General features: G+C 55.9%; 11 protein-coding genes. All 11 read left to right on the forward strand.

The window, feature by feature from the left end; all coding sequences use genetic code 11:
• Nucleotides 1-205: 205 nt before the first annotated feature.
• The 11 genes from tssB (at nucleotide 206) to KVT28_RS00575 (ending at nucleotide 15,404) form a co-directional block, all read left to right on the forward strand.
• The gene (gene tssB, locus KVT28_RS00525; RefSeq protein WP_217546308.1) at nucleotides 206-703 is read left to right on the forward strand and encodes a type VI secretion system contractile sheath small subunit; all 498 of its coding nucleotides are present in this window, start codon (nucleotides 206-208) and stop codon (nucleotides 701-703) included.
• A 29-nt stretch (nucleotides 704-732) separates the two neighbouring features.
• Entirely contained in the window at nucleotides 733-2,280 is a 1,548-nt protein-coding gene (gene tssC, locus KVT28_RS00530) for a type VI secretion system contractile sheath large subunit (RefSeq protein ID WP_192233562.1), read from the forward strand.
• A 14-nt stretch (nucleotides 2,281-2,294) separates the two neighbouring features.
• Entirely contained in the window at nucleotides 2,295-3,635 is a 1,341-nt protein-coding gene (gene tssK / locus KVT28_RS00535; RefSeq protein WP_101764059.1) for a type VI secretion system baseplate subunit TssK, read from the forward strand.
• Nucleotides 3,632-4,306: a type VI secretion system protein TssL, short form gene (tssL, locus tag KVT28_RS00540; protein ID WP_101764060.1), complete on the forward strand. Its 675-nt coding sequence runs from the start codon at nucleotides 3,632-3,634 to the stop codon at nucleotides 4,304-4,306. The genes tssK and tssL overlap by 4 nt, the downstream gene beginning before the upstream one ends.
• Nucleotides 4,303-5,994, forward strand: a complete 1,692-nt coding sequence (locus KVT28_RS00545) for an OmpA family protein (protein ID WP_217546311.1) — start codon at nucleotides 4,303-4,305, stop codon at nucleotides 5,992-5,994. The genes tssL and KVT28_RS00545 overlap by 4 nt, the downstream gene beginning before the upstream one ends.
• 4 nt (nucleotides 5,995-5,998) lie before the next feature.
• The gene (gene hcp, locus KVT28_RS00550) at nucleotides 5,999-6,490 is read left to right on the forward strand and encodes a type VI secretion system effector Hcp (protein ID WP_064741351.1); all 492 of its coding nucleotides are present in this window, start codon (nucleotides 5,999-6,001) and stop codon (nucleotides 6,488-6,490) included.
• Between the two features lie 284 nt (nucleotides 6,491-6,774).
• Entirely contained in the window at nucleotides 6,775-9,375 is a 2,601-nt protein-coding gene (gene tssH / locus KVT28_RS00555; protein ID WP_101764062.1) for a type VI secretion system ATPase TssH, read from the forward strand.
• 35 nt (nucleotides 9,376-9,410) lie between these two features.
• Nucleotides 9,411-9,848 carry an inner membrane protein YiaA gene (gene yiaA, locus KVT28_RS00560; protein ID WP_101764063.1) on the forward strand — a complete coding sequence of 146 codons (438 nt, stop codon included), beginning with the start codon at nucleotides 9,411-9,413 and terminating at the stop codon, nucleotides 9,846-9,848.
• A 79-nt stretch (nucleotides 9,849-9,927) separates the two neighbouring features.
• Nucleotides 9,928-12,423: a type VI secretion system Vgr family protein gene (locus KVT28_RS00565; protein WP_217546313.1), complete on the forward strand. Its 2,496-nt coding sequence runs from the start codon at nucleotides 9,928-9,930 to the stop codon at nucleotides 12,421-12,423.
• 1 nt (nucleotide 12,424) lies between these two features.
• Nucleotides 12,425-13,468 carry a hypothetical protein gene (locus KVT28_RS00570; RefSeq protein ID WP_101764072.1) on the forward strand — a complete coding sequence of 348 codons (1,044 nt, stop codon included), beginning with the start codon at nucleotides 12,425-12,427 and terminating at the stop codon, nucleotides 13,466-13,468.
• On the forward strand, nucleotides 13,461-15,404 hold the full coding sequence (locus KVT28_RS00575) for a DUF3274 domain-containing protein (RefSeq protein WP_217546315.1): 1,944 nt from the start codon (nucleotides 13,461-13,463) through the stop codon (nucleotides 15,402-15,404). The genes KVT28_RS00570 and KVT28_RS00575 overlap by 8 nt, the downstream gene beginning before the upstream one ends.
• Nucleotides 15,405-15,554 lie beyond the last annotated feature (150 nt).

Here is a 15,554-nt window from a genome sequence, read left to right on the forward strand (position 1 = left end):
AATAATTTTAAGAACAATCCTAGTCACTTTATCAGGGTTCATCAGGGGCTTAACTCAAATCATAAGAAATTTCCTATATAAATCAGATCACAAAGATCGCCTCGCTTTATTGCCTTCCTAAAATATCAGCTATATATTCGCGCGGTAACACACAGGGAAAGTGTGCCTACGCGTGCTTTCCGCGCCATTTTTACAAGGAGTAAACATGAGCAACTCTTACCAGAACGAAATCCCTAAAGCACGTATTAATTTGAAGCTTGACCTGCACACGGGTTCAGCCGCTAAGAAGACCGAGCTGCCGCTTAAGCTGCTGGTGACCGGCGATTTCAGCAACGGCGCGGAAGATCGCCCGCTGTCTGAACGCGAAAAAATCAACGTCAACAAAAACAACTTCAACAGCGTGCTGGCCGATATCGCGCCTGCGGTGTCATTTGCCGTGCCGAACACCCTGGCCGGTGACGGCAGCGAAGAGAACGTTCAGCTTAACTTCCGCGACATGAAGGACTTCGAACCGGAGCAGGTTGCCCGCCAAATTCCCCAGCTGCGCGCCATGCTGGCGATGCGCAATCTGCTGCGCGACCTCAAATCCAACCTGCTGGATAACGTCACCTTCCGCAAAGAGCTGGAAGCCATCCTGAAAGATCCGGCACTCAGCGACGAACTGCGCAGCGAACTGTCTGCGTTAGCCACCGATCAAGCCTGATCATCCCCGTAACGGACTATTGAGAGAGAATGCTGATGTCAGTTCAGAATGAAACCCATGCCAATGGTGCAACCACCGTGCTGGACCGCCCGGCTGCGGGCGGCGTCTACGCGTCGCTGTTTGAAAAAATCAACCTCAATCCGGTGTCAGAGCTGAGTGATCTCAACGTCTGGCAGGACAATCAGGCGATGTCTGATGCCACCGCCGACGAGCGCGTGACAGCCGCGATGCAGGTATTCCTGACGCGCCTGAAAATCAGTGGTGCGAAAGTGGAGAAGCTGGATAAAAACCTGCTGGATCACCATATCGCCGAGCTGGACCGCCAGATCAGCCGCCAGCTCGATGCGGTGATGCACCACGACGAATTCCAGAAAGTGGAGTCGGCGTGGCGCGGCCTGAAGTCGCTGGTGGATAAAACTGACTTCCGCCAGAACGTGAAAATTGAAGTGCTCGACGTATCGAAAGACGATCTGCGTCAGGATTTCGAAGATGCGCCAGAAATCATCCAGAGCGGCCTCTATCTGCAAACCTACGTCGCCGAATACGACACGCCGGGCGGCGAGCCGATTGGCGCGGTGATTTCTGCCTATGAGTTTGATGCCTCGGCGCAGGATGTGGCGCTGCTGCGCAACCTGTCGAAAGTCGCGGCGTCAGCACACATGCCGTTTATCGGTTCGGTCGGCCCGCAGTTTTTCCTCAAAGAGTCGATGGAAGAAGTGGCTGCCATCAAAGATATCGGCAACTACTTTGACCGTGCCGAATACATCAAGTGGAAGTCGTTCCGTGACACCGACGACTCGCGCTACATCGGCCTAACCATGCCACGCGTGCTCGGTCGTCTGCCGTACGGCCCGGACACCGTGCCGGTGCGCAGCTTCAACTACATCGAAGAAGTAAAAGGCCCGGACCACGACAAATACCTGTGGACCAATGCCTCTTTCGCCTTCGCCGCCAACATGGTGCAGAGCTTCATCAGCAACGGCTGGTGCGTGCAAATCCGTGGCCCGCAGGCCGGCGGCGCGGTGCAGGATCTGCCGATCCATCTCTACGATTTGGGCACCGGCAACCAGGTGAAAATCCCGTCCGAAGTGATGATCCCGGAAACCCGCGAATTCGAGTTCGCCAACCTCGGCTTTATCCCGCTTTCGTACTACAAGAACCGCGATTACGCCTGCTTCTTCTCGGCCAACTCGACGCAGAAACCGGCGATCTACGACACCGCTGATGCCACCGCCAACAGCCGCATCAACGCGCGTCTGCCGTACATCTTCCTGCTGTCGCGCATCGCGCACTACCTGAAGCTTATTCAGCGCGAAAACATCGGTACCACCAAAGACCGCCGCCTGCTGGAGCTGGAGCTCAACACCTGGGTGCGCACGCTGGTGACCGAGATGACCGATCCGGGCGACGAGCTGCAGTCTTCACATCCGCTGCGCGATGCGAAAGTGCTGGTGGAAGATATCGAGGACAACCCGGGCTTCTTCCGCGTTAAGCTGTTCGCCATCCCGCACTTCCAGGTGGAAGGCATGGACGTGAACCTGTCGCTGGTTTCTCAGATGCCGAAAGCTAAAGCGTAAGGCGGAACTCAGGGATGAAAACAGAACAACCACTCTGGGGCCGGGGCACGATGATCTCGCCCCAGCACTTTCAGCAGCAGTCCGCCTGGCAGGCGTGGCAAAGTGAATGCATCGCGCGCATGGGGCTTAATCAGCCGTGGGGCGTATTTCAGGTTGAGTTTGAGCCGGAAGCGTTAAAGCGCGGACGTTTGCAACCGCGTCATCTCCATCTGCGCTTCAGTGACGGCACGCTGGTGGATACAAACAACGCCGATCCGCTGCCACCGACGCTGACGCTGGAGGCGGAGCAGAAGGAAGTAACGGTTGTTCTGGCGCTGCCGCAGCTCTATGCCAATGGCTGCAACTGCCTGCAGGAGAGCGACGTGGCAGAGCGCCCGGTACGATTCCGCCAGCGCTGGCGCGATATCCGCAACCTGTTCGGGGATGACTCTCGTCAGATTGCAGTATTGCAGCCTGAACTGACGCTGCGTTATGCACATCAGGACAACAGCGATTGGCTGACTTGTCCGGTGGCGCGTCTGCAGCAGGATGCGCAGGGCGGCTGGACGCTGGACAGCCAGTTCCTGCCACCGCTGCTCACCCTGCAATCCAGCCCGTGGCTGATGACGGCACTTGAACAACTGGTGACGCAGCTGCGCGCACGGCTGGTACGTCTGATGGCGATGCGCCGCGAAAGCAACCAGCGCATGGCGGATTTTGCCGTCGCCGACGTGTCGCTGTTCTGGCTACTCAACGCGCTAAACAGCGCCGAACCACTGCTGGCCGATTTTCAGCGTCATCCGCAAAGCCCGCCGGAACGGCTTTATCCCGAACTGGCGCGCCTGGCGGGCAGTCTGCTGACGTTCTCACTGGAACATCAGGTCAGCGCCATTCCGGCTTACCGCCATGAAAATTTGAATGAGGTGTTCCCACCGCTTTTCAGCCTGCTCGGCACGCTGCTGGAAGCCAGCCTGCCGTCGCGCATGGTGGCAATCGACATGACGCACGACAGCCGTCTGCGTCAGTGGCAGGCGCGCCTCAACGATCCACGCCTGCGCGAGGAAGCCGATTTCTATCTCTCGGTGCGCTCGCCGCTGCCGGTGGCGCAGCTGCAGGAGCAGTTCCCGCGCCAGTGCAAAGTCGGCAGCCCGGATGACGTGACTGCGCTGGTCAACAGCTCGCAACTGGGCATTCCGCTTAAGCCGCTGAGTCACGTACCGGCCGCTATTCCACTGCGCCTGGAGAACCAGTATTTCTCGCTGGATCTGTCGCATCCGGCAGCACGCGCCATGCTCGAAAGCGGCAGCTGCATGTTTTACGTCCCCGGCACGCTGGGTGACCCGGAACTGGAACTCTTCGCGGTGCTGAGATCATGAGTACTGAAGCAAAAACTATCGATATTGATGCGCTGCTGCAAAACACCTGGCTGCAGGTAATCAGCCTGCGCCACGGCCCGCAATTTGCCGATGGCGAAGGGCTGGCACTGTGGCAGCGCTGCGTCAGTGATGCGGAGCGGGTGCAGCTGGCGCTGCGTGACGCGGGCGTCAGCCGCGAGAGCCGCCATGACATTCTGCTGGCGCAGTGCGCGCTGCTGGATGAGGCGGTTAAAGGGCGCGGCGTGCAGGATGATGCCTGCGTGCAGTGGTATCACATGCCGCTACAGGGCCATTTTTTACAGACCATGGATGCAGGCGAAACGCTGTGCGACCGCATGCAGCGGGTGCTGGCGCAGCCGGAAGCCGACGAAATGGTGCTGACCTGTTTTCACCGCGTAATGATGCTGGGCTTTCTCGGTGGTTATACCTCCATTGATGCGCCCGCGCGCCAGCAGTTGGTGAGCGCGCTGACTAAACGCGTACCACCTTTCACGCGTCCGGCGGATGCGCCGTTGTTATCGCTGGCAAGTGGTGGGCTGCGAGCGGGCTGGTTAAGCAGTTGGCCTGCACGTCTTGGCCTGACCGCGCTGCTGCTGGCCGCGCTGTGGTGGGGGCTGAATCACTGGCTCGATCACCTCATCACGACGCTGCTGCCCGGAGTCAAAGGATGACGACGCTGCTTCCACGCCTGCTGGTGCTCTGGATTTGGCTGCTTGCGGCGGTTCTATGCACGCAGTTTCTGAGCTTTACGCGCAGCAGCGATTTCCTCGTGTTGCTGGCGATACTGCTGCTGGCTGGCACGGTAACGTTTAGAGTGCTGCGCCGCCGCAAGCATGTGACGAGTCAGGAATGGACTGATTTGCCCGATGCAGCTTATCGGCAGCCGGTGGTGCTTTGCTGCAATGCAAGTGGTCTGTCGGACGTGGAACCGGTACGCGTGTTGCCGCACGGCTGCTTTATTCACGTTGCCGATAGCAGCGAACTCCAGCACAACGTGCGTGAGTTGTTGCTGCAACGTCCCGACTGGGGCCGCCAGATTTCAATCTGCCTCAATATCAGTCCACAGCAACAGCAGGACAGCGCAGCGCTGGAAAATGCGCTGTTTGCTCTGCGCTGGCAAATTGCGTTACTGCGCCGTGAAACCCGTCAGTCGCTGCCGCTGCTGCTTAACATCGGCGTTGCCGGCGAGATGGCGCAGTGCGCTGCACCACTTTGGCAGGTTCAGCTGGCAGGAAATAGCCCACAAATCTGGCAGGACGACACCTCGCCTCGTGGCACGGCCGAATGGCTGCAGTCGGGTGGCAGCGTGGCGATGCAGCAGCAGGTCCTGCTCAACTCGCTGGATGCGTGGGCGCGTCAGCATGTGCTACGCGTGCTGACAGAGGTGCACAGTGATGTCGCCGCCGTGATACCCGCCGCATATGTGTTGCAGCTGCAACCCGCTACGCCGGTTGCGGGCTATGACTCTCTGTGGTGCGCCTGGTTATGGCAGCACACCACCATCCGCAGCGCCGGAGCCGCAGCGAACATACCCGTCATCCTGCCTGACTTTATCCTTCCGCTGCTTCCAGAAGGCCGTGGCCTGACGCCGGGCATCCGCGCGTTGCGCACGGCGATCACGGCCTTCGCCGTTGCCGCTGTCATCGCACTCTGTGCGGTGGCCTGGAACAACCAGTCGCTAATCCATCGCATCGTATTCGACCTCGAACACTACAACCGCATCGCCATGACCGACTACGCGCCGAAGCTCGCTGCTGTGCAGGTGCTGCGCGAGGACGCGAGTCAGCTCGACAACTATGCGCGTCAGGGCGCGCCGCTGCGCCTGAGTCTGGGGCTTTATCAGGGCGGGCATCTGCATCTGCCGGTACTGCACGCCATTAGTACCTGGATACCGGAACCTAAGCCAAAACCTGCGCCAAAGCCGAAACCGCAACCCACGCTGGTAAGGCTGGACGCGATGTCGCTGTTCGATTCCGGCAAATCCGAGCTGAAAACAGGCTCGACCAAAGTGATGGTGAACGCGCTGGTCAATATCAAAGCGCGCGCGGGCTGGCTGATTGTGGTCGCGGGTTATACCGACGATACCGGCAATCCTGCGCTGAATCAGCGTCTGTCCCTCAAGCGCGCCGAAGCGGTACGCGACTGGATGCGCGACACCGGCGACGTGGATGAAAGTTGCTTTGCGGTGCAGGGCTTCGGTCAGAGCCGTCCGATGGCGACCAACGACACTGCCGAAGGCCGCGCGGCCAACCGGCGCGTTGAAATCAGTCTGGTGCCGCAGGCCGACGCCTGCCAGGCAGCGGACGCAATCCCTCCGTCATCACAGGATGGTGACGGCAATCATGAAGAAAAGGAGTAACAACATGGCAATTCCGGTTTATCTGTGGCTGAAGGACGACGGCGGTGCGGACATCAAGGGCTCGGTGGACGTGCAGGACCGCGAAGGCAGCATCGAAGTGGTGGCACAGCAACATAACCTGTACATCCCGACCGACAACAACACCGGCAAGCTGACCGGCACGCGCATTCACACGCCGTTCCTGTTCACCAAGGAAATCGACTCGTCCAGCCCGTATCTCTACAAGGCGGTCACCACCGGCCAGACGCTGAAGTCTGCCGAGTTCAAATGGTACCGCATCAGCGACGCCGGCCAGGAAGTGGAGTACTTCAACACCAAGCTGGAAAACGTGAAGGTGGTGAAGGTCAATCCGGTGATGCACGACGTTAAGGACCCGTCGAAAGAGAAACACAACCATCTGGAGCAGATTGAGCTGCGCTACGAAAAAATCACCTGGACCTACAAAGACGGCAATATTATTCATTCCGATTCGTGGAACGAACGCGCCACCGCCTGATTACGCGTCATATTTCGCGCCGCTGCTGCGTTGGCTGCGCGCGTTCGCCCCGGTCACATAGTTACCTATGCTCCCGGGGACTCGCGCACTTGCCGCCTTGCCGCGACACGAACTATTTAGCGTAATCGCCCCTCCGCTGGGCTGTTTTTGCAGCCCGGCAGATGATTTATGAATTCATCCATAGCGGGTGAAATCACAAGTCATTTCCCATCTTTCCTGCTGCCTTATGCGCTTCGGTTTACGGCGACGGGCGGTAGCGTGCCACCAGTCAGGAGAATTTTGCTATGGACAGTCAGTCAGCCGCGCTTTTGCGTCGCCTCAACACGTTCTGCGCGCAGGCGCTGGAAGCCGCCGCGTCGCTGTGCCAGACCCGCGCGCACGCTGAAATCCAGCCGGAACACTGGCTGCTCAAGCTGCTGGAGCAGGGCGAGGGCGACATCACGGTGATTGCGCGCCGTTACGAGTGGGATATGGACGCCATCTGGCAGGACTTGCTGGCGTTTCTCGACCGCCAGCCACGCGCGGTGCGAGGGCGTCCGCAGCTTTCTTCTTCGCTGGAAGCGCTGCTGAAGCAGGCGTGGCTAATGGCCTCCGCATCTGATAATTCCCCGCAAATTCGCAGCATCCATCTGCTGATGGCGCTGTCCGAGCAGCCAAAACTTGCACAGTGCGAAGGTCTGTGGCCGCTGCTGAGCCTGCGCATGAGCCAGCTTGAGCGCCTGCAGCCGATGCTCGAAGCACAGTCCGACGAGCGTGCGGAAGCGGAACAACCGGAGATACCAGTCAGCAGCCTGGAACAAACCGCTGCAGGCGAAACCAGAACCCCCTCCACCGAAGCCCTGACCCGTTTCACCCGCGACGTCACCGCCGATGCGCGCAGCGGTAAAATCGACCCGGTCTTTGGCCGCGACAACGAAATCCGTCAGATGGTGGATATCCTGTCGCGTCGCCGCAAGAACAACCCGATTCTGGTCGGCGAGCCGGGCGTGGGCAAAACCGCGCTGGTGGAAGGGCTGGCGCTGCGCATCGCCGAAGGCAACGTGCCGGACAGCCTCAAACCGGTGAGCGTGCACACGCTGGACCTCGGCATGCTGCAGGCGGGCGCGGGCGTTAAAGGCGAGTTCGAGCAGCGCCTGAAAAACATCATCATCGAGGTGCAGGCCGCGCCGAACCCGGTGCTGCTGTTTATCGACGAGGCGCACACCATCATCGGCGCGGGTAATGCAGCGGGCGGCGCGGACGCGGCCAACCTGCTGAAGCCGGCACTGGCGCGCGGCGAACTGCGTACCATCGCGGCCACGACGTGGAGCGAGTACAAGCAGTATTTTGAAAAGGACGCCGCGCTGGAGCGCCGCTTCCAGATGGTGAAGGTGGACGAGCCGGACGACGATACCGCTTGCCTGATGCTGCGCGGCCTCAAGTCGCGCTACGCAGAGCACCACGGCGTGCACATCACCGACGCGGCGGTGCGCGCCGCCGTCACACTGTCGCGCCGCTACCTCACCGGCCGCCAGCTGCCGGACAAGGCGGTTGACCTGCTCGACACCGCCGCCGCGCGCGTGCGCATGAGCCAGGACACGGTACCGGAAGCCATCACCCGCCTGCGTGCGAAGCTCGATGCGCTGAACATCGAGCAGCGCGCCATCCTCGACGACGAAGCGCTGGGCGGCGCGGTGTCGCAGGAGCGACTGGCAGAAATCGCCGGCCTGATTGCGGTAACCGATGAAGAGCTGGAGGCGCTGGAGCAGCGCTACGGCATTGTGCAGTCGCTGATGCAAGAGCTGCTGGAAGGGCGCAAAGACGCCAGCCAGCGCGGCGCCATCGCACAGCTCCAGACCGACCTCGACGCGCTGCAGCCCGGCGAACCGCTGCTCACCGCCGATGTTGACGCGCGCATCGTGGCGGGCGTGATTGCCGACTGGACCGGCGTGCCACTCTCCTCATTAATGAAGGACGAGCAGGCCGAACTGCTGGCGCTGGAAAACCAGCTCGCCACGCGCGTGGTGGGACAGGACGCGGCGCTCAATGCCATCGCCCGGCGCCTGCGCGCCTCGAAAACCGGGCTCACCTCCGAAAACGGTCCGCAGGGCGTGTTCCTGCTGGTCGGCACCAGCGGCACCGGCAAAACCGAAACCGCGCTGGCGCTGGCTGATTTGCTGTACGGCGGTGAGAAATCATTAATCACCATCAACCTCAGCGAATATCAGGAAGCGCACACCGTTTCCCAGCTGAAAGGCTCGCCGCCGGGCTACGTCGGTTACGGCCAGGGCGGCATCCTCACCCAAGCGGTGCGCAAGCGTCCGTATAGCGTGGTGCTGCTCGACGAGGTGGAAAAAGCGCACCGTGACGTGATTAACCTGTTCTATCAGGTATTTGACCGTGGATTTATGCGCGATGGCGAAGGGCGCGAAATCGACTTCCGCAACACCGTGATTCTGATGACCTCGAACCTCGGCAGCGATCAGTTGATGCAGCTGCTGGAAGAAATGCCCGAAGCAGCCGAATCCGACCTTCAGGAGTGCCTGCGCCCGATCCTGCGCGATCACTTCCAGCCCGCGCTGATGGCGCGCTTCCAGACGGTGATTTACCGCCCGCTGGCGCGCGAGGCGATGCGAATCATCGTGGAGATGAAGCTGAAGCAGGTCAGCAAACGGCTGCAACGCCATTACGGCATCCGCACCACCATCGGCGACGGCCTGTACGACATGCTTACAGACGCCTGCCTGCTGCCGGACACCGGCGCGCGCAACGTCGACAGCCTGCTGAATCAGCAAATCCTGCCGGTGCTGAGCCAGATGATTCTGCAGCACCGCGCCAGCGGTACTTTGAGCAACAGCCTGACGCTGGACACTAATGATGAAGGCGAAGTGAGCTTTATCTTCTGAACATGTGACGTTCTTTTTAATAACAAGGAGTGTGTATGAAAACCCAGAATATCCCCGTTTCACCTGCGTTTATTGCGATTTCCTGGATTGCCATGCTCGGCGGCACGCTGGTTTACTTGGCGGGTCTGTGGCGCGCGGAGATGCATCTTAATGAAAAAGGCTATTACTTCGCGGTGCTGATCCTTGGACTGTTCACGGCGGTTTCGCTGCAAAAAACCGTACGCGACCGTCTGGAAGGCATCCCGACCACGCAGCTTTACCACATGGTTTGCCTGCTGGCCTTCACTATTGCCGTGGTGTTGCTGGTTGCTGGGCTGTGGAATGCAACGCTAATGCCAAGCGAAAAAGGTTTTTACGGCGTGTCATTTTTCATGGCGTTATTCGGTGCTGTAGCGGTACAGAAAAACACCCGTGACGGTATGCACAGCGTGACTGAAAACGCTACTGAGGAAAGCCAGGAACCTCAGGCCTGACATTTACCTAATATTCCCGCAGCCGCTTTAGGCGCGAGAGAAAGTTAATGTCAGAACAGCGAATTAAAAGGATTTAATCATGACAGATACGACCATTACCCTGTTCAGCCACAGCCATCACCGGCTGAAGGTCACGGACAGCGCCTCACCGCTTGACGTGTTGAGCTTCGAAGGCACAGAGGCGCTGAGCGCGCCGTTCAGCTGGAAAATTATCTTCACCAGCGTGGATAAAAATATCAACCGCAAAGCGATGCTGATGAAAACCGCGTCACTGGCGTTGCAGCCGTCGCCGCAGAGCCTCGCCGACCTGCTGCGCAAGGCCGAACCGCTGCGCGTGGTGCAGGGCGTGGTGACCGGCTTTGATATGCTCGGCGTGTCCGCCGACGAAGCGCGCTACGCCATCACGCTGCAGCCGCGCCTGGCGCTGCTGGCGCGTACGCGGCAGAACGCCATCTGGCAGGATGCCTCGGTGCCGCAGATTGTCGAATCCATCCTGCGCGACCGCCACGGTATGCGCGGACAGGACTTCGTGTTCAGCCTCAGCCGAGACTATCCGAAGCGCGAGCAGGTGATGCAGTTTGACGAAGACGACCTGCGCTTCGTCTCGCGCCTGCTGGCGGAGGTGGGCATCTGGTTCCGCTTCACCACCGACACGCGCCTCAACATCGACGTGGTGGAGTTTTACGACGGCCCGCAGGGCTATGAAACCGGCCTGACGCTGCCCGCCGTGCCGCCGTCCGGCCTGCACGACAGCGGCGTGGAGTCGGTGTGGGCGATGGAAAGCCGCTTCCGGGTGGTGGAGAAAACCGTCAGCACGCGCGACTACAACTACCGCGACGCCACCGCCGACATGAACGCGCAGGCCGACGTCACCGGCGGCGACGACACCACCTGTGGCGAAGCCTATCACTGGGCGGATAACTACCTGCAGGCGGGCGAGGCTTACAGCGCCAGTCCCGCGACCGAAAGCGGCGCGTTCTACGCCCGGCAGCGCCACGAGCGTTACCTCAACGGCCAGACGCGGCTCAGCGCCAAATCCAGCAGCGCGACGCTGATGCCCGGCGTGGTGGTGCGCGCCAGCGGCGGCAACGCGGCGGAAGTGTTCCGCAGCGGCGTGGTTATCACCTCGCTTGTGTGCCGCGCGGCGCGCGACAGCAGCATGGAAACCCTGTTTCAGGGCATCCCGGCAGAAGGCCGCTATAGCTACCGCCCGGAACCGGCACCGCGCCCCGTGATGGCCGGCACCCTGCCGGCGCGCATCACCAGCACCACCACAAATGATACCTACGGCCACATTGACCGCGACGGGCGATATCGCGTCAGCATGCTGTTTGACCGCGCGGGCTGGGAAAGCGGGCATGAAAGCCTGTGGGTGCGCCAGTCGCGCCCGTTCGCCGGCGACACCTACGGCCTGCACCTGCCGCTGCTGGCGGGCACCGAGGTGGCGATTGGCTTCGAGCACGGCAACCCGGACCGCCCGTACATTGCCGGCGTGCTGCACGACTCCTCCCGCGCGGATCACGTCACCATCCGCAACTACAGGCGTAACGTGCTGCGCACGCCGGCGAACAACAAGCTGCGCCTCGACGACACGCGCGGCCAGGAGCACATCAAGCTCAGCACCGAGTACGGCGGTAAAAGTCAGCTCAACCTCGGTCATCTGGTGGATGGTGAAAGGCTGGCTCGCGGTGAAGGCTTCGAGCTGCGCACCGACAGCTGGGGCGCCATTCGGGCTGGCAAAGGGCTGTTTATCAGCGCCGATGGGCAGGCGGCGGCACAGGGTAAGCAGAAGGACATGCAGGCGGCGCTGTCGCGTCTGTCCGCCGCGCTGATGGAAATGCAGTCGCTGGCGGCCAGCGCGCAGCAGGCACAGGCGCTGGCGGCGGACGTGGCGCGTCAGCAGGCGCTGCTGCAGAAAAAGATGGAAGACATGCAGCAGGAAGTGCTGCTGGGCAGCGCGCCGCAGGGCGTGGCGCTGGTGAGCGGCGGGAATATGCAGCTGTCGGCGCAGGATAACCTGACGCTGACCGCCGGAAAGCAGATGGACCTCGGCGCGCAGAAGGACTTCACCGTGGCGGCAGGCAAACAAATCAGCCTGTACAGCCGAGAGGGCGCGAAGCTGTTCACTTCCCGGGGCGATATCGACGTGCAGGCGCAGGGCGGAAACGTGACGACCTGGTCAACGCAGGACACGCATATTTCGAGCGGCAGGAAGCTGGTCGTGACGGCGCAGGATGAGCTGACGCTGATTTGCGGCGGCGGTTATATAAAGCTGAAAGGCGGCAACGTGGAGATTGGCGGACCGGGCAGGCTGCTGGTTAAAAACGCGGGCATCAGTAAGGCGGGGGCAGCAAATATGCAGAGCGTGATGAAGTCGTTTGAGCCGGGAAGTTTTGATGAGAAGTTTATTATCAGGAATGCGTTAACGAAAGAACCACTACCAGGCAAAGCTTATAGCATTACCCTGCCAGATGGTTCTGTTTTTTCAGGTATCACCGATGGCATTGGCGCAACTTCTCTCAATTCATCTGATGTTATTGACAATATGATAATCACCTTAAGCAAGGTAAATTAATATGATGTGGAACTCATCAAATAATAAGGTTCTCATTGCCTTTGTCATTCTTATGATATTTTTCGGTGTTTATAAGATTTTTGGAATTTTTATAGTGCATAGCATGGGGGCAAGTTTCGGAGTCGGTTTAGGGGGGATGAGTGGCTCTCAAAAAACTATCGAAGCGCGTAAGGTTGATACAGATGCACCCAGTCAGATCATTTATCGAATTGATAAAAATCGTTTTTTAACGCTGGAGAACTATATTTCATGCGATAAGGGTGGGCAGGTTTATTATAATGATACCCAGAGGGGGATTAAGACTTTTGTGGGTTTCAATAATGATTTTTATGATTTCTCATACAGTAAAGGAAATAGTGTTTCGGCTTATCAGGGTACCATAATTAATGGGGCCAATAACGGTTATCTTGCATTTCCTGGTGCGTCGACGCAACAGTACTGTGGTAGTGGTAATTCTGAAAGAGGTTGTCCTGTTTTCTTTTACTTCTCTCCTGATTATGGTAAGACCTTTATTTATAATTCTATTAAAGATGGTTATGATACACCTAAGCGATTTAGTAAACTTAAGGTAGTCGTAAACAATAATGGTGTTTATTTAAGAGATGAGTCTGAGGAAGAACCTCTACATGATGATTATAAGAGGTCTTATAACGACATAACGAGGGTGATTTTCTACTACTACGAGTCAGGGAAGTTGATAAATATTTACAATTATTGGGATAAGCTTGTTTACAAAAACATAAAGTCAGAGATTGAGAAAAGAAAGCTTTCTTACGCTGATGTTTACGATCAAAGTTTTAACATTTACTCCTACGCCAAAACACTGAAACCAGTACCAACGAGTGATGAGATTAATCGCATGGCTGATGAATTAAGAGATCTCATTGGGAAGGAAGAAAAAAAAATTTATAAAAATAAAATAAAATTACCGATTTTTTCCAAAATGGATAGGGATGATAAATATCGATGCAATATGAATGAACGAGCAAAAAGAATAACATATATCTCTAAAGACGGAAGAAAAGAGGTGATTGATCATGAGTAATGGAATAGAGCCAATCCGTGAACTTGAATGTGAATTTGATGATAACGGACATCCATCATGGACATCATTCCCTTCACATAAGAATTGCAAAGTCAGAGGCGGATGTGATTTGCCGCCTCATTTACCAGGGATTATTATTTTGATTCATGGTGTGAACTCTACAGGGGAATGGTTCAAAAGTGCAGAAGATAATTTATGTTCTGGATTAAATAAGAGGTTAGGACTTGATAATTCATCTTTTGAGTTAAAACCTAAAGTATATGTTAGTGATGAAAAAGTCGCGAATGAACCTTTAGTAGAGCGAGTCATACCATTAACAAATAAAAATGAAAGAGATTCTCCAGTGATTCGATTTTATTGGGGGTATTCTTCAATCAAAGGTGAGGAGAATAAGTATGTTATACCTTTAGCTAATAAGAAAGGATTAGACTACCATCAACTCAAAAGACGAGGCTTTTCCAATGAAAAAATTGCAGAGGAGGGACCATTTTTTTGGGGGGGCGGACCATTTCAAAATGGTACAAATAATTTACATTCTTTATGGAGTGACAAAGGTTTTAAGGAGAGCATCTCTGGTTTTAAAGTACAGTGGGTTAATGAAGACGAAGATCGTTTACTAACCAATGCGCCACCACGTAAATATTATGCACATGCAGCGAAACGTCTTGCTAACTTAATTGACAGTGTACGTAATAAATATCCGAAAGATACTGTTACGATCATATCCCATAGTCAGGGGACAATGATAGCAATGGCTGCAGTAGCGATAGCGGAACATGCACCTGATGCTTTATTTGTACTTAATTCACCTTATGCATTGGAGCACAATATTCTTACTGAAGCTTCACTTACTGACGATGAATGTATTTCTCCTGAAGGACGCGAAAGCACTTTATCTGCTATAGTTAGTAAAGTAGCTACTAGGAAAACACATTTATCATCTATTGGCTATGGTGGGCTTTGTGTTGGTCAGACAAGTAATAAAAAAAACTGGCGGCCGGATGTGATTTTGTTATCTAAAAATGGCGATGAGATTCAAGAAAGAGATAATCACGGTAGGACATATATATATTTCTGCCCTCATGATCGTGTAATGGGGTCTCGTCCATTACGTTCAATTGGTTGGCAAGGATTACCAAATAATATTATAGGTAAGCCACATCCTTTATTACTAAAGCACGAAGGTGCACTTTTTCAGAGAATGCTTGCGCGTAGTACGCCATGTGGTGATATTCCCAATCCTAAAACACCATTTGCCAAATTACCAGACGGAAAACCCTTTTGGGACGATGCAGGCGACAAATACCAAAGTAGCAGCTTTACATATCCTAACCCTCCTGAGTGGCAAACTGTCTTTATCAATGCAGAAAAAGTTCCAGAACCGATTCAACCTGAAAGCTTGGCAAGATTTGATGGAACCCGAGTAGGGGCTGAACATAGTGTAGAAGAACAAAAAGATGGGTGGGGAGAAATTAAAGTTGGCGGCAGTAATAAGAATGATAATACATATGACAATTACATAAATCTTTATCCAAATAAAGATGTATTAATCGGTTTTAGTAATATAGGCACTAAAACTAGACCTCAGATGGTACCTGTGACTCGGGAGGAAACTTTTGAAGAAAAGGATCTTCGCCTGAGAACTTATGTTTCTCAGCCAACTGATCACAGTACTTTACCAATGAGCGCTGAGTTTATGGCTCAGGTAGTTGCTTATGATTTGCCGATAGGATATTGCGATGCAACTTGGGATAAAGCCTTCATGGATGAATTGCGCCGAAAAGCTGATTGGGTACAGGGTGAGGATCCTTACCTGTTTAGTGGAGTACCTGACAAAGTACCTGAACCCGATTTAATTAGCAGAGATACTGTCACAGATAAATTTAATCGAGAGCAAATGACGTTGCCGGTATATAGGGCCGTAAATAAAGCATAGGTAGCAATAATGATAAGCTAGCGGTCGTCCTGGGAGATTATACGTCCGACGGTGGCAAAGTCACGTCTGCATAATCGACTTTAAATATTCAGAAAAAAAATGCTGCCCATGCTGAATAATACGGTGTCTGCCCATTGGCACAAACCGTAT

The organism is Pantoea sp. GbtcB22, assembly GCF_019091025.1.
GTDB lineage: Bacteria > Pseudomonadota > Gammaproteobacteria > Enterobacterales > Enterobacteriaceae > Pantoea > Pantoea leporis.